This is a genomic window from Bacillus cereus group sp. N14 (assembly GCF_016483555.1).
GTDB lineage: Bacteria > Bacillota > Bacilli > Bacillales > Bacillaceae_G > Bacillus_A > Bacillus_A wiedmannii.
The window spans coordinates 48702-69083 of record NZ_JAEHBQ010000021.1 but is presented as its reverse complement, the minus strand read 5'-3'; the positions used below and the strand labels follow the sequence as shown (position 1 = coordinate 69083).

Here is a 20382-nt window from a genome sequence, read left to right as displayed (position 1 = left end):
TAAGAATAAAAATTTAGTGGAGCGAAAAGTAAAAAGATAATAGGAGAAATCCCTGGGGGACAGGGATTCATTAAGGGAGATATTGTTGTCGTGCAATGTCGAAATTTGGCGTATCCGACCAATTAATACTATCACGAATTTTCAGGAGATTGTGATAGTGAATATGTCAATAATGTGTACGGCTTTTATATAAAGGTGTTATTTAAAATAAGAAAAGGGGAAAATTACGTTCACTCGTTCTTAAGGTTTTTTTTCCTTAAAATTTACTGTTTGTTCGTTGTTTTATATACGTCTGAAATTGGTAAATCTTCACGATGTAAAGATTGAGTACTGTCCTTTTTGTTTGAAACATGTGCCTGCTGAGATGCTTCTTGCATTTGCTCTTGGGCCTTACTAGGAGTATTCAACGCATCCGATGACACATGATCAAGTTGTTGACTTAATAGATCTTTTTTATCCATGTTATGTAGCTCCTTTTTGAACTTAAATATAAAACGAATTGTTTTTAAATAGTTACGTGGGTATTATGTATCTTTGAATGGAATTATATACATAAACTATTATAAATTTGTATTACTAATAGTAAATGCAAAAATAAAACAAGGTGAAATGGACAAGCGATTGTATATGTGAAATTTAATAAAAGAATTAATTTATAAAAAGCAGTTAGCTTTCGCTAACTGCTCCACTCCCAACTGGAGTTCTAGTTATGTAATTTAGATGAAGATACTACCTAATAGGATTAAGGCTCCTAGTAAAATTAGAGAATCAACTAAAATCAAGAACTGGTTTTTCTGTGGCTTTTTCAATTCTTTTATTAAGCTGAAAATTGCACTTAATCCGAAACAAATGTATAACAAAATCATTATCGTTCCTGACATAATTAACACTCCTAATATATCGATACTTTAATTATATAACGAAAAATATATACATGTAAGTTTTTAATAAAATTCTTATTTAAATAAAAGAAACCCCAAGACGGCTGGTTGAATCTTGGCGAAGAGCAATAGATTAAATACGATTCTTTGATGTGAAGTTCGATAAAAAAGTACAGTAGATTCATCTATTGGAGGAAAACGTGGTGTTTCTAAAAGGAATAATTTACGTTTCTATGATTCACCAACTTGGCAGGATAAAGACGTTGCTGGTTCTGTTAATGTATGATTAGAGTTTATTATTGATGCAAAAGCAAGTGTTAAAGGAACATTACAATACAAGATGCACAATAGCAAAGGAAAAACATACTGCTGGTAAATAAGCTTATATGTATGTGAAGTAATTAAAGAGTCGATTTATAAGAGTCAGCTTATTTTTCAATACTCCACTCAACTAGTAATTATAGATGCCAGTTTAAATCTCTACGTGTTAATATATAAAAAGCTGACTATATTTAGTCAGCTTTTTATATATTCTAGTATTTACCGGTCCCAAAAGATATATTCTTTCCTTTAAGTTGACATTTAAAATATTACCAATGTTTTCTTTTACAATGACAACAAATAAAGAAACATTTACAGCGACACTTATTTCGTTTAGAACTCCAATCATCATTGCAATGCTGTTCTTTAGATTTCCACCAATCATCATCACAATGGTGTTTTTCTTTAGATTTCCACCAATCATCATCACAATGGTGTTTTTCTTTAGATTTCCACCAATCATCATCACAATGGTGCTGTTCTTTAGATTTCCACCAGTCATCACAACAATGCTTTTTCTTAGAACTCCAGCAATCATTTTTCCAGGACATTCTTTTATACCTCCCTTCAATAGGATTACTATTATTCTATGTTTTAGTAAAAAAATGGCTTGTTTATTCACCTATTATTTTCCCTTTAAATGATAGAGTGCTTTCTACTAGATATAGAATCCATACAAACTATGCTAAATTTTACAAAATAGTGGAGAGAACTACTGGTTATGAGATTGATTAATAAACACTTGGTGAAGAAAACGTTCTGATTATAAATAATATCTTATTTTGGAGTATGTTTTTCTGAATGTATACTTCAAAACAGCAAAGGAAAAATATACTATATTACTGCAAACAAAGTCTATGTATATGTGAAGTAATAGGAATAGCTGGAGATTCTTTAAAAAGTCAGCTTATTAATAAAAAATTTTTTTGAGAAAGGGTCTGTCTAAATTTTAAATTCAGCAGAATTAAATCCAAGTCCAATCATTAAACAGGCCTTTAATTGTTAGAGGTCCGTTTTGTTATTAATAAAGAAAAGAATGTTATTGTCGTTGAAAGCACGTTTATACTAATAATGCTACATATTTGGAGTATTTGAATTGAGTATTCATACAGTAGTATATTCGTTTTTAATATATATAAAAAGGTTTAGTACAAGTGTTTGTTTTTTTGTTTCTATGCTTTTGTCTCGTACACTTTTAAGCTATTGGACATACTTTACTAATAGAAAGGATTAGGGGGTGAGGATTTGGGTTCTCGATTTAATAATTGTAGAAAAAAATGTACGTGTAAACATGATGATTGTTGGGATGTTTTTGAAGAGTGTAAAAAAGAACAGCATGAGAAATGTGACAGCTCTTGTGTACAAGGAATTAGAGACGAACTTAAAAAATTAATTAATAAAACAGTGCGAATTAACACTGAAGGACGTACTTATATAGGTACTGTTTCTTCTGTAACTTGCGATGTTGTTAAGCTGGCTGCTATTCCTGGTTCATTTGCAGCAATTATATCTCTTTGTAAAATTGAAGCGATTTTACCACCTGCTACAACTGTTGCTGATGAGTTTGATTTTAACGGTGTTGACGTAGCAAATAAAGAGTAATTATGCTTTATTGATTGCAAAGCCATTCTTATGAATGGCTTTTTATTTTGTTTAAAAGGGAATATATTTTTCATATAGAAATAAATTTGAAGGTGTATAAAAGGTTGTGTGAAAGGAGAATGAGAGTGATCAAGCTGAAACAATTTACAAGAACTGATTTCAAACAATTAATAAATTGGATTGATTGCGAAGAATTTTTAATACAGTGGTCAGGAAATGTATTTACATACCCTTTACATGAACAACAATTAGAAAATTATTTAGAAAGGTCAAATACGCTTGCATTTAAAGTAATAGATGAAGAGACTAGAAAAGTAATTGGTCATATTTCACTTGGGCAAATTGACAATATAAATAAATCTGCAAGAATTGGAAAAGTGTTAGTTGGTGATACGAAAATGCGAGGGCGTTCTATAGGGAAACATATGATGAAAGCAGTATTACAAATTGCATTTGAAGAATTAAAACTACATAGAGTAACTCTAGGTGTTTATGATTTTAATACGTCGGCCATCTCATGTTATGAAAAAATAGGATTTGTAAAAGAAGGTTTATTACGAGAGTCAAAAAAAGTAGGAGAAGCGTATTGGAATTTATGGGAAATGAGTATGTTAGAATACGAATGGAGCGATAAAAAACAATAGTTTTTTATAATTATGTTATGTTAATTAAAAGGGGTATGGTGGGGAAGTTATGAATAAAAAAACTAAAGTAATTTCGGTTGCAGCTGTTTCAGGAGGAGGTAAAACAACTGTTACAGAAAGATTAACTCAAAAGCTAACAAATTCAAAAGCACTATATTTTGATAGCTATCACTTTGAAAACTGTCCTGCAGATATTTGTAAATGGATTGATGATGGAGCAAATTATGATGAATGGGTACTTACGCCATTAATTCATGATATTCAGCATTTTTTACGAGATGGAAATGTAGATTATCTTATTGTAGATTATCCTTTTGCATACTTAAATAGTGAAATGCGAGAATTTATTGATGTAACTATATTTATCGATACGCCTTTAGATATTGCGATGGCTAGAAGAATCTTGCGAGATTTTAAAGAAGATACAATAGATGAAATACATAATGATTTGAAACATTATATGACATTTGCGAGAAAAGCATATTTAGAGGCAATCCATACTGTTAAGCCGAATTCGGATATTGTATTGGATGGCTCTTTATCTGTAAGTGAAATAATGAATCATGCTGTAGAGGAACTTGGCCGAAGAGAAGTGATTGTTAATGATTAAATGTATAGAGGAATATGTACAAGTTGACGATTTTAAAATGTATACGAAAAAGTTCCAAGGAAAGAAGCTGCAGCCAGTTATTATAATGGAAGCAGGTTATGGCGATTATTCAAAGACATGGGATCATATTGCTGAAGAGTTGACGGAATATGGGACGGTACTTTCATATGATCGAGCGGGATTAGGGAAAAGTGGGAAGAGTTCCAAGAGACGTATTAGTTCTGAAATGGTAAAAGATTTAAGAAGTTGCTTAGAGCAATTACAATTGAAACCACCTTATATTTTTGTAGGACATTCTTTTGGTGGTATAAATGCACGTTTATTTGCGACTTTTTATCCCGAAGATATGTTGGGAATCGTTTTGGCGGATTCGACACCAGAAAATTATAAAGAAGATTTTCTGCCAATCATGTCTAATGAATTTCAAGAAGCTTACTATAAACAGTTTGTATATGAAAGTTCATATGAAGAGTTTACATTTAGTTTAAGTGAAGTAGATAGATGTTGTGAATCAATGAATGATATTCCACTTGTCGTGTTAGCTGCGGGTAAAAAAGCTTTTTATTCGTCAGATGAACAAATGAAATGGTTGCAATTGCAAGAAGAATTATTACGATTATCAAGCAATAATAAATTTGTAATTGCAACACAAAGCGGTCACTATATTCAAAAAGATGAGCCGTATTATGTAATAGATGCGGTTAAGTGGATTATTGGGTAGGGGAGAGATAAATATGTACACTTTATTTCAATACAATTGGCAAGTAAGAGATGATTGGTTTAAGTGGTGTGAACATCTTTCAGAGGAAGAATTGCTCCGCAAGCGTGTAGGTGGTGTAGGAAGTATTTTAGAAACATTATTCCATATTGTCGATGTTGAATACAGCTGGATTAATGCGCTTCAAGGAAAAGAAGATAATGAACCGCAGTTTAAAGATTATCAATCAATCCAAAAAGTGAAAGCGTTATCTGATTTATATAAACGAGAATTAGAAGATTTTTTACAGTTGTGGTCATCTAGCCTAGAATGTAAGATATTAAAAGCTTCGTGGACAGATAAAACATATACATACGGTGAAGTGTTAAGGCATGTAATTGTACATGAAATTCATCACATTGGTCAGCTATCTATATGGGCGAGAGAGCTAAATCTTCAGCCTGTTTCAGCTAATTTAATTGGAAGAGGACTATAGATTTAGAAACCGGCTTGCACTGTAAATACAAGCCGGTTTTTATATATAAGAAGATTTCCTAGTTGAAATCCTCGGATTTTTTCTGACGTATATGTAAAAACATTAAAAAGGTAATAATGAAGAAAATCAACAATGTTTGTATGATTAAATTTTTAAACTGAAGCAAAACTGTCCAAGATGTAACAGCATCTTTAAAAGCTTGGAGTGCAGAGTACGAGGAAGGATCAAAACCGTACTGTAGTAACTTTTTTGTTTCAATAAAAGTACTGTTTTCTTCATTGGAGTCTAATATTACGGAAATAAGTCTAGTATCTCCTCGTTTTGCTGTACTGACAAAACTATAATTACCATTAGTTGAAAAACTAGTTTGTAAGCCGTCAACACCTTGGAGTTTAATGTTTTTATTAAGAGAATAAATCATTTTATTTGTGTTGAAAACTTTTGAGTCTTTGAAGGTAAATTGGTAAGAGGTTAGTTTCGTAATATTTAATACATCTGGAAAGTCTTTTACTAATTGTGTCGCTAGTTTCGCTACATCTATCGCTGTTGTATTTGATTGTTTATTTGTATCGTTATTCATACCAGTAGCATTTAGAAACGGGGATGGTTGTGATAACTTTAGTTGTTTTGCTTTTTCATTCATTAAAAGTGTAAAGTTATCTTCGTTTCCAGCAATGTGTTCTGCAAGAGCAAGTGCGGAACGATTATTCCCTGTCAAAAACAATGCATGAAGTAAATCACGAACTGTCGTTTTATCTTTCGAAGTTACTTGTATAGGACTCATTTCTGCTCGGAAAACTTCGTTACTTATTTTTACTAATTCATCTAACTGTATTTTTCCTTCATTCAGTTGTTCCATGGTGATATACTCTGTCATTAATTTAGATAAAGTAGCTGATTGTATAGGAGTTTCTTCATTTTTTTTATAAACAACTTCACCTGAATTAGCATCTATTAAAATAGCTGATTTAGCTTGAATAATTGGACCATTTACATAGAGGTAAAAATATAAAACGATAAGTGCTGTAATAACAAAAGATAAGAATAAAATTGTGAACTTTTTCAAGAATTGCATAAGCGATCCTCCTACTATGACATCAATAATACTATTGTAAAAAGGAATGCTTAATTAGGAAGAAAGAAAAGATAAAGAATTTCTAAAGAATTATAAAGAATTATTAAATTTTGGATGTTACTGGAAAATAAAAGGTCCAATTTCTTATATAGTAAGAAATTGGACCTAAAATTAAGCTGTATTAACATTTATCCTTTTCGGCAAGAAGACTCCATCTGATTTGTGTTCCGGGTGAAACCCAACAATTCAGGTGGAGATGAATTGCCGTCAGAAGGTAGGCTGAACTCTTTTGTTTCGCTCATAATAATTTTCCCGGGGCGAATGTTTGTTTCTTTTTGTCTTGCGATATAATGTAGATAAGGAGGGAATAGATTGTAAGGCAACGAAATTGGATAATAATCATCATTCAGCTACTTGAGCCAAAAGTAATTACGATGAAGAACATGTTCGCATTTTGTTTCATTTCGTTTCAAATATGGATTTGTTAAAAAATTTTTAATGAGCCCTCTAAGAAAGGTGGTGAAAGAAATGGCTAGAAGGAAAGCAGTGAAAGTATTACGGAAACAAAAGAAAAGAGAAACTATGCAACGATTCACGCAGAAACAGAATATCGGACGAGCTTGCCTTACTGCAAAAGAATTTCGTTTACTGCAACGCATGTCACATAGCTCAAAAGCTTTGCGAAATGTTGGCTTGTACACCATGAAACAAAGTTACTTGAACAATAAAAAGATGGCTACTGTAAAAGAAGTGGACAGTGCCATGCAAGCCGATATGAACTACTGGGGCATGCAATCAAACTCTGTTCAAGCGATTCGTAGAGCCTTATTTACAGAAGTGAAGAGCTTTTTTAAAGCGTTGGAACAGTGGAAGAAAAAACCTGAAACATTCACAGGTCGTCCGAAGTTTCCGAATTATTCTCGTTCCACTGATAAACGAATCATTGAAATCTATCAAGTGCCAAAAGTGGATGAAAACGGGTATTGGATGATTCCGATGAATGTTGCATTTAGAAAAAAATTCGGTTCCATTAAAATACGTATGCCAAAAAATTTAAGAAATAAAAAAATCTCCTACATTGAGATTGTACCGAAGCAAAAAGGTCGGTTCTTTGAGGTGCATTACACATATGAGATGCACGTTTCTCAAATGAAGAAACCATCCACGACTACTAGTAATGCTTTGAGTTGCGATTTAGGGGTAGATAGATTAGTAAGTTGTGTAACAAATACAGGCGATACATTTTTAATTGATGGAAAAAAACTAAAATCCATTAACCAGTACTTCAACAAAATGATATGTAATCTCCAACAGAAAAATATGGACAATGGAATTTCAAAACGTATTGTAACGAATAGAATGGCCGCACTTTGGCATAAACGAGAACGACAAATAAATGGTTACATTTCACAAACGGTAGGTCTGTTGTTCAAAAAAGTGAAAGAATTCGATATAGATACTATTGTTGTAGGGTATAACACAGGTTGGAAACAAAAATCTGATATGGGAAAAAAGAATAACCAAAAATTTGTTCAAATCCCGTTTTATAAACTGATTGCAGCGATTGAGAATAAATGTATAAAAGAAGGCATCCGATTTTTCAAACAAGAAGAAAGCTATACTTCAAAAGCTAGTTTTCTTGATAAAGATCCGGTTCCAGTTTGGTCTAAGGATGATAGTACGCATTATCGCTTTAGTGGCAAACGGATCACACGTGGTCTGTACCAAAGTAAAGCAGGAACATGTATTCATGCTGATATTAATGGTGCGTTGAATACATTGCAAAAATCAAGAGTTGTAGAATGGGATGACAATCTGAAAGTGAAAACGCCGATTCTATTAGAAGTACAAAAACGTAAGGCTATTGCTTCGCGCATAGCTTAGTGGGTGCGTCAACCATCCATGTGTACTCGACTTGTCGGGGCTTGTAGCACACGCCGGAGTCATCTGAGTGGTGGCTTCTTCCATAAGGAAGAACTGCTCTTTTTCGAAAGGGTGGTGCAAGTGGGAAAACAATTATTCGTTGCCAGTACCAACCAAAAAATTACTTGGGGTGTTACCATAAGGTGGCATGGATGCTAGAGCGTCAAACTGTCTAACGATAGACGAAAAGACCTAGTGTTCTAACTCAAGCCCCCACTGAAAGGCTTTATCTCAGTGGGGGTAGTTGACATGGTTGTAGTTTTACAGTGAAAGTTGTTTTTTTATCATCACTATATACTTCAATTGTTCCTTTATGCAATTCCACAATACTTTTTGCAATTGCTAATCCGAGTCCAGATCCACCGGTGTTTGTAGAGCGTGATTTCTCAACGCGATAAAAACGTTCAAAAATATGAGGTAAATCCGTACTAGGAATAGGTTGACCGTAATTTGTTATATCAATTGCAATCATATTATTACTTTCATAAACAGTAATGTCAATATACTCACCATCGTTACCGTAAGCGATAGCATTAATAATTAGATTTTCAAATACGCGAACTAATTTGTCTCCATCAGCTAATACCATGAGTTTTTGAGGTGGGAAAGAAGGACGACATTCTATATTAGCTTCTTGAAACTGAATGCGGAATTGAACAGTTAATTGTCCAAGTAGCTCTACAATATCAATGGGAACAGAATATAAACTTAACTCTTTATTTTGAACACGTGTATATTCAAACAGGTCATTCATTAATGCGTTAAGACGGGTTACTTTATCGTAAATGACTTGTATATAATGGCGTAATTCCACTTCATCTCTATAATTATCATGGTGGATTAAATTTACGTATCCAACTATAGAGGTAAGAGGAGTACGTAAATCATGGGATACATTTGTAATAAGTTCACTTTTTGCTTGTTCCGCCTGTCTTTCTTCATCAATCGAAACTTTCAATTGTTCAACAATGTGATTAACCCCGCTTGCTAACTCTTCCAGATAATTATGGTTTACGATAGAGACTTTATGATTGAAGTTTCCATTTGCAATATAACGAATCTCTTCTATCATTTTTTTAATACAAGTTTCATAATAAATCTTTCTTTCATGACGATAAAAAATGTATAGGTAGGATGAGAAAATAGAAAATAAAAACAAATAAGATACAATCATCATCCATAGAGATTCCTTTATTCCTTTATATTTTTCATATCCAAAAATTCGAATGAATTCTTTTCCAAGCTCGCTTAACGTAAGTGAACTTTCAATTACACTTGTAACGAGGCGATATATAATTAATTCAGTAATAGGAGTAAGTGTGATAGCTAACATGAACCAAAAAATTAACTTCCATTTTGGGATATCTTTTAATATATCAAATGCTTCATTTCTCAATTTTATAGCCTACTCCCCAAACAGTATGAATAAACTTCTCTCCATTCATTCCTGTTTCAAGTTTATCTCGTAAATTACTAATGTGAACCATTACAGTTTTATTTGAACCATAACCATCTTCATTCCAAACGCGTTCAAAAATTTCTTCGGAACTAAATACTCTTCCGGTATTACTCGCAAGTAAATATAAAATATCAAATTCAATAGATGTAAGTTTAATATATTCTCCATTTACTTTAACAGTATGATTATGTTTGTGTATTTCAGCAGAACGAATACGAATAATACCATCTTCATTTTTGGAGGAAGTGGCATTTTGGAAAGATGATCTTCGTAACAAAGCTTTCACTCTAGCTACTAATTCTAATGGATTGAATGGCTTAATCATATAATCATCTGCACCTGTCATAAGACCTAATATTTTATCCATATCTTCTGCTTTTGCACTCAGCATAAGAATAGGTACAGTATTATTCTCACGAACTTCCTGGCAAACTTCTAATCCATTTCGCTTTGGCATCATAATATCCAAAATCATAAGATCAACTTCATATGTAGAAATCATTTGCAATGCCTCATCTCCATCATATGCTTTATAAATGTTATAGCCTTCATTTCGCAAATAAACAGCAAGTAACTCAACAATATCTTTATCATCATCAATAATTAATATGTTTTTATTCATTATGTAGTTCCTTTCCTAACAAATCATTAACATTACTATAATATCAAACATTTATGTATTTTGTAGCAATGATTCGCCATAAAATTTCATGTAACGTATAAAAAAGGGATTAAAACATTCATAACGAATACAAATAAAAAGGATATTTAAATACAGCGTTATATTGAATGTTAGGAAGAAAGGTGACTTGAGATGTTATATATGGATATATATTCATTTACTCCAACTGGAAAAATTGAAAATGATATAAAATCGTTTCTATTAAAATACAATAAAGAACTTACTTATAAACATTCAATTCGGGTGGCAAAAGAAGCCCGTAAAATTGCGAGTACGTATCATGTAAATGAAGAAAAGTCAGCGATTGCAGGATATTTACATGATATTAGTGCAATCTTTCCAAATGAAGATCGGGTTGCAGTTGCTGAACAATTTGGAATAGAGATATTACAAGAAGAACGAGAATTTCCAATGACTATTCATCAAAAGTTATCGAGAGTAATTGCAAAAGAGATATTTAAAGTGGATGATGAAGAAATTTTAAATGCAATTTGTTGCCATACTACACTACGTAAACATGCAACGAAAATGGATTTAGTGTTATTTGTTGCTGATAAAATAGAATGGGATCAAAATGGAGCGCCACCATATTTAGCAGAAGTAAAAAAAGGATTAGAAAAATCTTTAGAACATGCTGCTTTTGCATATATTTCATATTTGTGGGATAGAAAAGATAAGTTGAAAGTTTTGCATCCTTGGCTAGAAGATGCATATTGGCAGTTAAAAGAAATTATAAAGTAGAAAGGGTATAAGAATGGAATTAAAAGAATATATGAATGAAACATTCCCTGGGGTTACATTAGTACCACATATATACTTTCAGTGGGGAAATTATTTGCATTTTCATTTTGGGAAAGGGAAATGTCCAAATGTCCAAATGTCGAAAGAACCGATGATTTAAATATGGAGTACTTCTTTCAACTTTATATATAATAAACACTTAGTTGAAGATATATTTTCAAAAGAAGATGAAGTCTTTTTTGTAACAAATGTTTATCGATTTAAAAAGGAAAATATGAAAAATTCGCAGAAAATAAATGTATACAATAAATTTATTAAAAAGAGGGATTTAAAGTTCCAAATAAAACAAAAAACAGTACCTTTTCTATTTGAAGATGAAGAAGCTGATTTATATTGTACATATCAATTTTCACTAAAATGTTTTGCTTGCGATATAAAGTATATACCGCTTATTCAAGCTGCGAATCATGAAGATTTTCCGGGTCTTTATCCTCGTTTTGGACGCAAAAAGAAATTTCTTATCCAGATGTATTTCTCATAAATGTAACGAAAGATATTATCATGTTTATTTACGATGATAGAGGATGTGAAGTAATTGCGAAGAATAAAGAAACAATACGAAATTTATATGAGAAATATAAAGAGTGGATTCCAGATTATGAACGAGAAAGTATAGATAAAGTATTTACATGATAACAATAGGGGAAGTGAAGCGTGTAATGAAACGTATTGCAATCGTATCCGCATGGGAACCAGAACTTACGTATTTGCATCAATATTATCCAAGTGAACGTATTGAAAAACGAGCAGCTTGGGAATTTCATTTTCACTATATTAATAATATGGAAGTTATCTCCGTAATAACAGGAGTTGGGAAAGTAAGTTGTGCTAGTTGTGTGCAATTATTAATTAGTGAGTTTCAGCCAGGTGAGTTGTTTATGACAGGAATATGCGGAAGTCTATCAAATAAGGTGAAAAATGGACATATTGTAGTAGCCCTTAATGCAATACAACACGACGTTACTGCTGCTGGTTCAGGGGAAGATATTTTTAATTTATATAATGGTAGGACAGCACCTATTGAAACAACAAAGTCACTTGTAAGAAGAATAAAAAAGATACGATCTTATGATTCGATTCATTATGGTACATTTTTATCTGGAGATCAACGTATTCGTAATTCGGAAATGAGATATTTACTCCATACTGTATATGGAGCATTAGCGGTTGATCAAGAAGTGGCAGCTTTTGCTTATGTGTGTCAAATCAATAACAAACCTTTTCTCAGTTTAAAAGCTGCATCAGATCAAGCAAATGATAAAACGAAAGAGGAACAAAAAATCTTTAAAATGTTAGCGTGTGAACGAGCGTGCGAGCATTTAATTGCTTTTTTACGTGTACATGAGATTAATGTAGTAAAGAATAGATAGTAAGAGGGGTTAATATTGGAAAGTACAAATAAAATAGCTATTCTAGGTGCAAACGGAAAAGCCGGGAAATTCCTTGTAAACGAAGCGTTAGAAAAGGGATATCAAGTAAAAATATTAACAAGAAATTCTAATAATATCAAAATAACAAATGGAAATTTAGAGATTATTAATGGAGATGCACGTGATTTTGCTTCAATACGGGAATTACTTAAAGGTTGTCGAGCTGTAATTAATGCGGTAGGTCAACCGAAAAATGAATCTTATATTTTTAGCGCAGTAACGAATCATATTCTAGAAGCAATGAAGGAGTTTGAAATAAAAAGATATATTGTAATTTCCGGAGGTTCTTTAAATGTTACAGGAGATCAAAAGGGAATTGTAAATAAAATAGGGGCTACCTTATTTAAAGTTTTTTTATCAAAAATGATGCAAGATAAATATAAAGAATTACAAATTATCCAAAGTAGTGAAGTAGATTGGACAATTGTTAGATTACCATTTGTTATGAAAGGGGAGGGCATTGGAAATATAAAAGAGAGTTTAGTAGATATGCCAGGAATCAAAATACAGAATGGGGATATTGCACCGTTTGTTATAAAACAAATTAACAGTGAGAGATATGTAGGAAAGTGTCCGTTCATTTCAAATTAAGTGGCAGAGTTAATAATTAAAGAATAATGGGTAGAGTGGGACTAGTACATTTCATGTATTTGGACGTTAAGTTTAACACGAGTAAGTGGAGGATAATTTTATATGATTCAATACAAAAGATGCAGTGAAGTAAGTATAGATTTAGTATATGAAGCATTTAAAGATGGATTTTCAGATTACATTATTAAAATGGAAGTTTCAAAAGAAGATTTTATAAAAAGATTTTTTGGACCAGAAGGGAATTCACTAAAACATTCCTTTCTTGCTTTAGACGATGCCAAATCTGTTGGTGTAATACTTGGCGGGATAAAGGATTATGAAAACATAAAAACAATGCGCTGTGGAACATTAGCAGTGCATCCTAATTACCGTGGTATTGGTGTGAGTCCACAGTTATTTGAACTGCATAAAGAAGAGGCGCTTCAAAATGAGTGTAAGCAACTTTTTCTTGAAGTCATTGTAGGCAATGACCGAGCGATTCATTTTTATACGAAATTAGGCTATGAAAAAGTGTACGATCTATCTTATTATAATTTAAAAGATATGACTAAAATAATTAATAAAGATTGTAAGGGAATTGAAGTAAAACAATTAGATTTTCCATCTTTTAAACTTGAAGTTCAGAAATGGTTACACTTCCATATAAATTGGCAAAATGATATGGATTATATCGAAAAAACAAATAATAAATTTTACGGCGCATATGTCGATAATGATTTAAAGAGTGCTATATGTGTGAATGAACAAGGTAAAATTAGTTTTCTTTTCGTAGACAAAGACTATAGAAATCGTGGTATTGGATCAAAATTATTACAAGTAGCAAAAGAAAGCTTACATGTATCAAGTTTATCAATTGGATTTCCAAACAACAATTTACTAGAAGGATTTTTAAAGAAAACTGGATTTGAAAAGAATTCTTTAGCACAATTTGAAATGTATGTTTTGCTATAAAAAGCGGAAGGGATTATTCTTTCGCTTTTTATTTTTGTACTATATTGATATTTTACTTTGTATAATATTCTTTTTTTATGTAGAATAGATAGGATGGGAGGGGATGAAATGAATAATGGATTAAAGTTTAAGATTTTTGAATTGCATTGTTTCGTTCAAAAAACTTATTCTGATATTAAAATAGCATGTGATATTGCTATTTATCAAGAAAACACTTCTAAATATTTAATTTCATTAGGATTTTTAAATAAATCATATATGACATATATAGAATCAAAAAGATTTTATCGTGAAAATGAAGAACTTGTAAGTGTAGAATTTGATAATTTCTTTGATACATATGATAAATTAGAAGAGGAATTAAAAAAAGTTATTTCAACTGAAGACAAGAATCCATCATTGCTACATAGCAGATTTGATCAATTTCAGCAAAAAGTTGAAAATATAAATGACCTAATAAAAGTATTGCAAAACGCTCGTTAAAGAATAATTTTTCTTTTTCATATAGAAAGTATGCATTAAAAACATATTAGGGATATGACATATTGAAGAGGTGACTTTTGTTGATGACAGAAGTCATCTTTTTATAATACAGTTTTGCGTAATGTGATGTACTTTTTATTTTTGATAGGAATACATTTAAGCAGTTTCATATTTTAAGAAATTATACGAGGAAAATAACATGAATAATAAAAAAGAAATAGCTATAGTTGCTTTAACAACAGGATTGGCCTTAACAACTGTGACACCATATGGAGTAGGTTATGCAGAGGAAAAGAGTCAAATGCAAGTTGAAATTCAAGGGGATTCGTTCCGTTCAGGTGAATTTACACAACCATGACAAAAGATGCCTGAGAACGTAGTGAAAGATGCGCTTAAGGAAAAGACGGAGCATGCTTTGTCACCAAAACAAGTTAGTGGAGACGAAGGGGTAGACTACGAAGTTATTCAAAAACGTGGTTCTTATGATGGGAATACACTTGTGCGTATGCAACAAATATATGAAGGTAAAGAAGTATACGGACACCAATTGACTGCTCATGTAGATAAAAAGGGTATTATTAGATTTAAAGCCTACATTAACAGTGCCTGTTGGAGCGACAATTCACGTAGGAGATTCATTCGATCCATTGGAAAAAGTATTAGCTATCGATAAAGAAAACGGTGATCTTACTTCTAAAGTAAAACTTAATGGTGAAATGAATACCTCTAAAGCAGGTACTTACGTATTAACGTACACAGTAACAGATTCTGTAGGTAATGAGGTACATGCAATACAAAAAGTATTAGTGAAGGATAAAGACACTAGCAAAGCTAAAGGTATTACTAATAACGGTAATATCCCGAACGGCATTAATTCTGATAAAAAAGAATCTACATATAAAGAGCTTCCCAACACGGGTGCCAGTACAACTAACAGTGCAACAATGGGCATATGGATGGTTATTGCAGGTACAGTACTCACTTTGGCTCGCAAATTTAGAAAGATATAAAAATAATAGTATGGATTATTTCTCACACAATAATTATTAGATGAATTTTTTACTTAATAAGATTTTAGTATTTAAGTAGTGTATTTTGCTTCTATAAAAATTTGTGCTTGGACGCTATTTTGCCTACAGACCTACATTACATATAAAGCACGTTACTATTCTCATTCAAATAAAAGAATCGTAACGTGTTTTTTTGCTTTAAAAATAGCCTAAATTCAAAAGGTCATGGGTGTGGAAGTAATTCTAATCTGCCATTGATAAGTTACTAGAAACACTTTGTTTTAATGAAAGTTTAACTCTATATGACAACATGAGATTTTCGATATTTACCAGGTGTTTCGTTAGTGAATTTTTTAAGAATTTTAGTAAAATAGCTTTGATCACTAAAGTTGAGTGAAGCACATATGTCTGATAAGGGATAGGTTGTGAAAGTTAATAATTTTTTTGCTTCTTCAATTCGTTCACGTTGAATGTACTCAATTAATGAAATACCGACTTCTTTTTTGAATAATATAGATAAATAATCCGAATTTACGTTTGCAAATTTAGCAAGTTGTTTAACAGATATTTGATTGTAAATATTTTCAAAGATATAGTTTTTGCAAATAGCGATAGTCTTTGAGTGTTTCTGTACTTTTTGTGCTTTTACACGGTCTGCAAAAGTATAGAAAACATTCCTTAATAAATCCCAAACAGATTCTGCGTCTTTTAAATCCTCTGTCTTTTGGATGTATAGATCATAAATCTTGTAAGCAATCCCGGAAGGAAGTCCTCCTTTTATCGCATATCTAGTAGCAAGTGTGATGGATGAAATACAAATGTTTTTATGACGTCTTAATTGATGGAATGAAGATAAGGATGAAAGAGTCTCTTGTTGGAATTCATAATAATATTTGAGTACGCTTTCTTTATCCCCATTTTCTATAGCTCCAAGTAGTTGGTTCTCTATATACAAATTATGACAGATGGATTTGTTTTTTTGCATTGAAATATATACATCCTCGTTTAAGATACTGCTATGACTTACATGAAATGAGTCACTGTTATTTGAAAAGGTACTTACATCTGAATTTTTTTTATAGAGAATGTTATAGAACAATATTGCTATATTTGCAAAGAAATTTTGATCTTTGACTGACAATGAAAAATAATGGTCTCTTGTTCTTTTATAATTCGAAATAAAATTAAAGTTACTATCCGTTTTACTTGTAGAAAAATTTACATGTGTCAAGGGCCCAATAATAACAGTACCGTTCACCATATAATGGCTCTTTATGTGAATTAAAATGAAGTGCCCTAAATATTGGTGAGTTCTGAAGATAGGCGAATTATATGAATCATTTTTTTGAAAAAGCACATGTAACTGTTCTATTTTTGATTTATAAAACGAATGTGAATCATCTTTTGATGTAAATTCTAAAAGAATATTTTTGTTACAATCTAAAAAACAAACTGGAATTTCAAAATATCGGAAAAACATATTACAAACGTACTCTATCTCAACTAGACTGAGCTTTTTAGTCATATTATTCCTCCTTACAGTTGTGCGTATTAGTTGAATGTTTATATATTCCTTTCTTTCATATGTAGAAATGGAAAAACTTTATCTATAAAAATTATAAACTTCTAAGAATAATACCATAATTTAACATGAATAGCACATATTATTTGAATATACAGGTAATAGTTTTAGGGTGTAACGTAAAATATGAATTGTCACACTTATTCGTTGTTCATTGCTTATATGTATCAAAAATGATTAAGATTGGATTTTAAATAGGGATAGGAGGGGAGAGATTAATGAATTGAAGTGAAGTAATTAATGAAAATTAGCGATAGAAGTAAATGTGTAACGATTTTTGAAGTAGAGATATAAGTGTAATTCAGGAGAAAACTACATATATCATACGGAGAAACAACGTAATAATAGAAAATAAGTAGAGTGAATAAGTGTTTGTAAACAATGGATTGTTGGACGACTATGTTTTAGGTTACTCGTTTAAATCTGGTACTTGGCACACTATTGCTTTTAAGAGGGTAATAGTAATAAAGGGATTTTTAAAATGATAGAAGTTGTAAAGGGGATAAGAGAAATGAAAAAAATATTTAGTGTGCTTTTAGTATTTTTCTTAACATTTTCTACATGGTCTAGTGTATTAGTAAAGGCAGCTTCACCATCCAAAGGTACTTTAACGATTCATAAATATGAACAAGAAAAAGATGGCGCACCGGGGCTAGAAGGTGATGGCTCTGCAAATCAAGAGGTACCAACAAATGCGAAACCGTTAAAAGGTGTAACGTTTGAAGTGAAAAGGGTTGCGTCGTTTGAAAAAATTTCAAACGATGGGAAAATCGTGAAAGAAGATGTGAAGCCTGTAATAGGAGCAACTCCAACTCAAGTAGTAACAGATGATAACGGACAAGCTGTATTAAAAGAACTGCCGCTAGGACGTTATGAAGTGAAAGAAGTGGCAGGACCTCCGCATGTTAACCTAAATCCAAATACGTATACAGTGGATATTCCTTTAACGAATAAAGAGGGTAAGGTGCTAAACTATGATGTTCATATGTATCCGAAAAATGAGATTAAACGTGGTGCAGTTGATTTAGTAAAGACTGGTGCAAATGAAAAAGCATTAGCAGGTGCAGTATTCTCTTTATTTAAAAAAGATGGTACAGAAGTGAAAAAAGAGTTAGCAACAGATGGTAATGGGCATATTCGCGTGCAAGGATTAGGGTATGGGGAATACTATTTCCAAGAGACAAAAGCGCCGAAAGGGTATGTACTAGATCCGACTAAACACGAGTTTTTTATAAAGACCTCCGGAACTATCAACGAAGATGGAACAATTACTTCTGGTACAGTAGTTAAAGTAGAAGTGCAAAACTATGAAGAACCAAATATTGATAAAAAGATTAACGGGGATTTGGAAGCGTTACCAATTAATCCGTTAACTAATTACAATTATGATATCAAAACATTAATTCCAGAAGACATTAAAGAATACAAAAAATATGTAGTAACAGATACTTTAGACAATCGTTTAATGATTCAAGGAAAACCAGTTGTGAAAATTGATGGAGCGGAAGTAAATGCAAGCATTATAGAGGTAGCTGTAGAAGGCCAAAAAGTAACAGCCACAGTAAAAGATTTCACAAAGTTAGATGGTAAAAAAGAATTTCATTTACAAATTAAATCACAAGTAAAAGAAGGCGTACTATCTGGTTCGGAAATTTTAAATACAGCAAAAATTGATTTTATAAATAAAAATGATGTATTTGGAGAAAAGGAATCTAAACCTGTAGTTGTTGTTCCGACAACTGGAATTATCGAGTTAACAAAAGTTGATGGTGCTGATAATAAGAAATTAAAAGGTGCAGAGTTTGTACTTAAAGATAAAAATGGGAAAATAGTTGTTGTGGCAGGTAAAGAAGTCACTGGTGTATCAGGTGAAAATGGTGTTATTAAATGGACTAACATTCCGTATGGAGACTATCAAATTTTCGAAACGAAAGCACCAACATATACAAAAGAAGATGGTAAAACAGCTTCTTATCAATTATTAAAAGACCCCATTGATGTAAAAATTAGCGAAAATAATCAAACGGTTAGATTAACGATAGAAAATAATAAAAGTGGATGGATGCTTCCAGTTACGGGTGGTATAGGAACGACTCTTTTTACTGTAATAGGTCTTGTGTTAATGGTTACAGCGGCATTTGTTTTCTTTAGAAAAAAGGTTGCTAATAATTAAGGTTTTAGGAACATGTAACCATGTGATGTGAAAAGGGGAGAAGTAAAATGCTTCCCTCTTTTCGATATTTTAGTATATACAGAGGTGGAAATATGAAACGAAATCTTGTTTTAGGAGGTATTTTTTTATTTGGTTTAGGTATTTTTTTATATCCTACTATTAGTAATTGGTTGGCGACTCGTGCACATTATTCTGAGGTTAGCTCTTACGATAAGAAGATCAAAGCACTACACAAGCAAGAAATCGAGCGAAGAGAAAAAGAAGCAGCCGAATATAATAAACAAGTTCAAACTTCCATGAAAACATTTGCAGATCCATTTTCTGAAGAAAAAAGTAATCATCAAGCGTATGCCGATGCGTTAAATTTAGGTGATGTAATGGGTTATATTGAAATATCGAAAATTAATATAAAACTACCAATCTATCAAGGGACCTCTGAGGAAGTATTGAGTCGTGGGGTAGGTCATTTAGATTATTCTTCGCTCCCGGTAGGTGGAGAAAATACGCACACTATTTTAACAGGGCATCGTGGTTTACCATCAGCAAAATTATTTACAGATTTAGATAAGTTGAGTGAAGGAGACCGTTTTTATATTCACTCTTTAGACAAAGTTCTTGCTTATAAAGTAGATCAAATTAAAGTAGTTTTACCACACGAAACGGACGATTTAAAAATTGTGGAAAATAAAGATTATATAACATTAATTACATGTACGCCTTATGGAGTAAACACAAATAGATTACTGGTTCGAGGTGAGCGTGTGGAGTTTAACGAGAAAGAAAAACAAAAAATGCGTAAAGAGATATTTATGTTTAATAAGTGGACCGTAGTAGTCTTAATCCTATTATTATGTGTGTTACTAGTCGCAATTTATAAGAAAAAATTAACTCGATAGAATGAATTTATTTATCCTGTATTAATGGGCAGTGGGACCGAAAATCCAGAGATAAGCAAAGAAGGTATATAGAGG

21 protein-coding genes and 3 pseudogenes are annotated in these 20382 nt (G+C 31.8%); 17 read left to right on the top strand and 7 right to left on the bottom strand.

Going from position 1 to position 20382, the window contains the following annotated elements:
• Positions 1-263: 263 nt before the first annotated feature.
• Positions 264-461 (bottom strand): hypothetical protein, encoded by a 198-nt coding sequence (locus tag JDS82_RS23400; RefSeq protein WP_199714032.1) that lies wholly within the window; start codon positions 459-461, stop codon positions 264-266.
• A 255-nt stretch (positions 462-716) separates the two neighbouring features.
• Positions 717-881 carry a hypothetical protein gene (locus JDS82_RS23395; RefSeq protein ID WP_088091473.1) on the bottom strand — a complete coding sequence of 55 codons (165 nt, stop codon included), beginning with the start codon at positions 879-881 and terminating at the stop codon, positions 717-719.
• A 96-nt stretch (positions 882-977) separates the two neighbouring features.
• On the opposite strand from JDS82_RS23395, the pseudogene JDS82_RS29870 reads away from it, so the two are divergent.
• Positions 978-1257 (top strand): annotated as a pseudogene (locus JDS82_RS29870) (N-acetylmuramoyl-L-alanine amidase); the annotation flags it as partial.
• Positions 1258-1368: 111 nt separating this feature from the next.
• Here JDS82_RS29870 and JDS82_RS30220 read toward each other — a convergent pair.
• On the bottom strand, positions 1369-1824 hold the full coding sequence (locus tag JDS82_RS30220) for a hypothetical protein (RefSeq protein WP_170771158.1): 456 nt from the start codon (positions 1822-1824) through the stop codon (positions 1369-1371).
• Positions 1825-2447: 623 nt separating this feature from the next.
• Here JDS82_RS30220 and JDS82_RS23385 point away from each other — a divergent pair.
• From JDS82_RS23385 to JDS82_RS23365, 5 genes are all read left to right on the top strand, one after another.
• Positions 2448-2804 carry a hypothetical protein gene (locus tag JDS82_RS23385; protein WP_199714031.1) on the top strand — a complete coding sequence of 119 codons (357 nt, stop codon included), beginning with the start codon at positions 2448-2450 and terminating at the stop codon, positions 2802-2804.
• Between the two features lie 119 nt (positions 2805-2923).
• Positions 2924-3448, top strand: a complete 525-nt coding sequence (locus JDS82_RS23380; protein ID WP_199714030.1) for a GNAT family N-acetyltransferase — start codon at positions 2924-2926, stop codon at positions 3446-3448.
• 49 nt (positions 3449-3497) lie between these two features.
• Positions 3498-4058, top strand: a complete 561-nt coding sequence (locus JDS82_RS23375) for a nucleoside/nucleotide kinase family protein (protein ID WP_088091475.1) — start codon at positions 3498-3500, stop codon at positions 4056-4058.
• A complete protein-coding gene (locus JDS82_RS23370) occupies positions 4051-4779 on the top strand; it encodes an alpha/beta fold hydrolase (protein WP_199714029.1) in 729 nt (242 codons plus the stop codon). The genes JDS82_RS23375 and JDS82_RS23370 overlap by 8 nt, the downstream gene beginning before the upstream one ends.
• Before the next feature lie 13 nt (positions 4780-4792).
• Positions 4793-5251, top strand: coding sequence for a DinB family protein (locus tag JDS82_RS23365; RefSeq protein WP_199714028.1), 459 nt, complete (start codon positions 4793-4795; stop codon positions 5249-5251).
• Positions 5252-5309: 58 nt separating this feature from the next.
• Here the strand turns inward: JDS82_RS23365 and JDS82_RS23360 are convergent, their stop codons facing one another.
• Positions 5310-6326, bottom strand: coding sequence for a D-alanyl-D-alanine carboxypeptidase family protein (locus JDS82_RS23360; protein ID WP_199714027.1), 1017 nt, complete (start codon positions 6324-6326; stop codon positions 5310-5312).
• 528 nt (positions 6327-6854) lie between these two features.
• On the opposite strand from JDS82_RS23360, the gene JDS82_RS23355 reads away from it, so the two are divergent.
• Complete coding sequence (locus JDS82_RS23355) at positions 6855-8210, top strand: RNA-guided endonuclease TnpB family protein (protein WP_199714026.1); 1356 nt, start codon at positions 6855-6857, stop codon at positions 8208-8210.
• Between the two features lie 265 nt (positions 8211-8475).
• Here the strand turns inward: JDS82_RS23355 and JDS82_RS23350 are convergent, their stop codons facing one another.
• Both JDS82_RS23350 and JDS82_RS23345 read right to left on the bottom strand, forming a co-directional pair.
• Positions 8476-9645 carry a sensor histidine kinase gene (locus tag JDS82_RS23350; RefSeq protein ID WP_088091480.1) on the bottom strand — a complete coding sequence of 390 codons (1170 nt, stop codon included), beginning with the start codon at positions 9643-9645 and terminating at the stop codon, positions 8476-8478.
• Entirely contained in the window at positions 9635-10330 is a 696-nt protein-coding gene (locus JDS82_RS23345) for a response regulator transcription factor (protein WP_001038798.1), read from the bottom strand. Before JDS82_RS23345 ends, JDS82_RS23350 begins: the two co-directional genes overlap by 11 nt.
• Before the next feature lie 192 nt (positions 10331-10522).
• Between JDS82_RS23345 and yqeK the strand changes: the two genes are divergently transcribed.
• The 8 genes and pseudogenes from yqeK to JDS82_RS30210 all read left to right on the top strand — a co-directional run bounded on the left by yqeK (position 10523) and on the right by JDS82_RS30210 (position 15656).
• Positions 10523-11131, top strand: a complete 609-nt coding sequence (gene yqeK, locus JDS82_RS23340; protein ID WP_088091481.1) for a bis(5'-nucleosyl)-tetraphosphatase (symmetrical) YqeK — start codon at positions 10523-10525, stop codon at positions 11129-11131.
• Positions 11132-11144: 13 nt separating this feature from the next.
• Positions 11145-11824, top strand: a pseudogene (locus JDS82_RS29575) (DUF3885 domain-containing protein).
• The gene (locus JDS82_RS23325) at positions 11824-12561 is read left to right on the top strand and encodes a phosphorylase family protein (RefSeq protein WP_142286968.1); all 738 of its coding nucleotides are present in this window, start codon (positions 11824-11826) and stop codon (positions 12559-12561) included. The pseudogene JDS82_RS29575 and the gene JDS82_RS23325 overlap by 1 nt, the downstream one beginning before the upstream one ends.
• A gap of 15 nt (positions 12562-12576) precedes the next feature.
• Positions 12577-13212 carry an SDR family oxidoreductase gene (locus tag JDS82_RS23320; protein ID WP_000446314.1) on the top strand — a complete coding sequence of 212 codons (636 nt, stop codon included), beginning with the start codon at positions 12577-12579 and terminating at the stop codon, positions 13210-13212.
• 102 nt (positions 13213-13314) lie between these two features.
• Entirely contained in the window at positions 13315-14163 is an 849-nt protein-coding gene (locus tag JDS82_RS23315; protein WP_000617081.1) for a GNAT family N-acetyltransferase, read from the top strand.
• Positions 14164-14271: 108 nt separating this feature from the next.
• Positions 14272-14646, top strand: a complete 375-nt coding sequence (locus JDS82_RS23310) for a hypothetical protein (protein WP_001059013.1) — start codon at positions 14272-14274, stop codon at positions 14644-14646.
• A 199-nt stretch (positions 14647-14845) separates the two neighbouring features.
• Positions 14846-15229: pseudogene (locus JDS82_RS30215) on the top strand (M4 family metallopeptidase); the annotation flags it as partial.
• Between the two features lie 64 nt (positions 15230-15293).
• Complete coding sequence (locus tag JDS82_RS30210; protein ID WP_206773507.1) at positions 15294-15656, top strand: immunoglobulin-like domain-containing protein; 363 nt, start codon at positions 15294-15296, stop codon at positions 15654-15656.
• Positions 15657-15954: 298 nt separating this feature from the next.
• Here JDS82_RS30210 and JDS82_RS23295 read toward each other — a convergent pair whose 3' ends face one another.
• Complete coding sequence (locus JDS82_RS23295) at positions 15955-17181, bottom strand: AraC family transcriptional regulator (RefSeq protein ID WP_199714025.1); 1227 nt, start codon at positions 17179-17181, stop codon at positions 15955-15957.
• 568 nt (positions 17182-17749) lie between these two features.
• On the opposite strand from JDS82_RS23295, the gene JDS82_RS23290 reads away from it, so the two are divergent.
• Both JDS82_RS23290 and JDS82_RS23285 read left to right on the top strand, forming a co-directional pair.
• A complete protein-coding gene (locus tag JDS82_RS23290) occupies positions 17750-19411 on the top strand; it encodes a SpaA isopeptide-forming pilin-related protein (RefSeq protein ID WP_199714024.1) in 1662 nt (553 codons plus the stop codon).
• Positions 19412-19503: 92 nt separating this feature from the next.
• Entirely contained in the window at positions 19504-20307 is an 804-nt protein-coding gene (locus tag JDS82_RS23285; protein WP_080496991.1) for a class C sortase, read from the top strand.
• Positions 20308-20382: the final 75 nt, after the last annotated feature.

Coding starts and splice junctions, on each gene's coding strand:
- JDS82_RS23380 (WP_199714030.1), top strand. CDS start 2,924: ATGAGAGTGATCAAGCTGAAACAATTTACAAGAACTGATTTCAAACAA.
- JDS82_RS23400 (WP_199714032.1), bottom strand. CDS start 461: ATGGATAAAAAAGATCTATTAAGTCAACAACTTGATCATGTGTCATCG.
- JDS82_RS23290 (WP_199714024.1), top strand. CDS start 17,750: ATGAAAAAAATATTTAGTGTGCTTTTAGTATTTTTCTTAACATTTTCT.
- JDS82_RS23315 (WP_000617081.1), top strand. CDS start 13,315: ATGATTCAATACAAAAGATGCAGTGAAGTAAGTATAGATTTAGTATAT.
- JDS82_RS23345 (WP_001038798.1), bottom strand. CDS start 10,330: ATGAATAAAAACATATTAATTATTGATGATGATAAAGATATTGTTGAG.
- JDS82_RS23375 (WP_088091475.1), top strand. CDS start 3,498: ATGAATAAAAAAACTAAAGTAATTTCGGTTGCAGCTGTTTCAGGAGGA.
- yqeK (WP_088091481.1), top strand. CDS start 10,523: ATGTTATATATGGATATATATTCATTTACTCCAACTGGAAAAATTGAA.
- JDS82_RS23395 (WP_088091473.1), bottom strand. CDS start 881: ATGTCAGGAACGATAATGATTTTGTTATACATTTGTTTCGGATTAAGT.
- JDS82_RS23285 (WP_080496991.1), top strand. CDS start 19,504: ATGAAACGAAATCTTGTTTTAGGAGGTATTTTTTTATTTGGTTTAGGT.
- JDS82_RS23365 (WP_199714028.1), top strand. CDS start 4,793: ATGTACACTTTATTTCAATACAATTGGCAAGTAAGAGATGATTGGTTT.
- JDS82_RS23310 (WP_001059013.1), top strand. CDS start 14,272: ATGAATAATGGATTAAAGTTTAAGATTTTTGAATTGCATTGTTTCGTT.
- JDS82_RS23295 (WP_199714025.1), bottom strand. CDS start 17,181: ATGACTAAAAAGCTCAGTCTAGTTGAGATAGAGTACGTTTGTAATATG.
- JDS82_RS23370 (WP_199714029.1), top strand. CDS start 4,051: ATGATTAAATGTATAGAGGAATATGTACAAGTTGACGATTTTAAAATG.
- JDS82_RS23360 (WP_199714027.1), bottom strand. CDS start 6,326: ATGCAATTCTTGAAAAAGTTCACAATTTTATTCTTATCTTTTGTTATT.
- JDS82_RS23355 (WP_199714026.1), top strand. CDS start 6,855: ATGGCTAGAAGGAAAGCAGTGAAAGTATTACGGAAACAAAAGAAAAGA.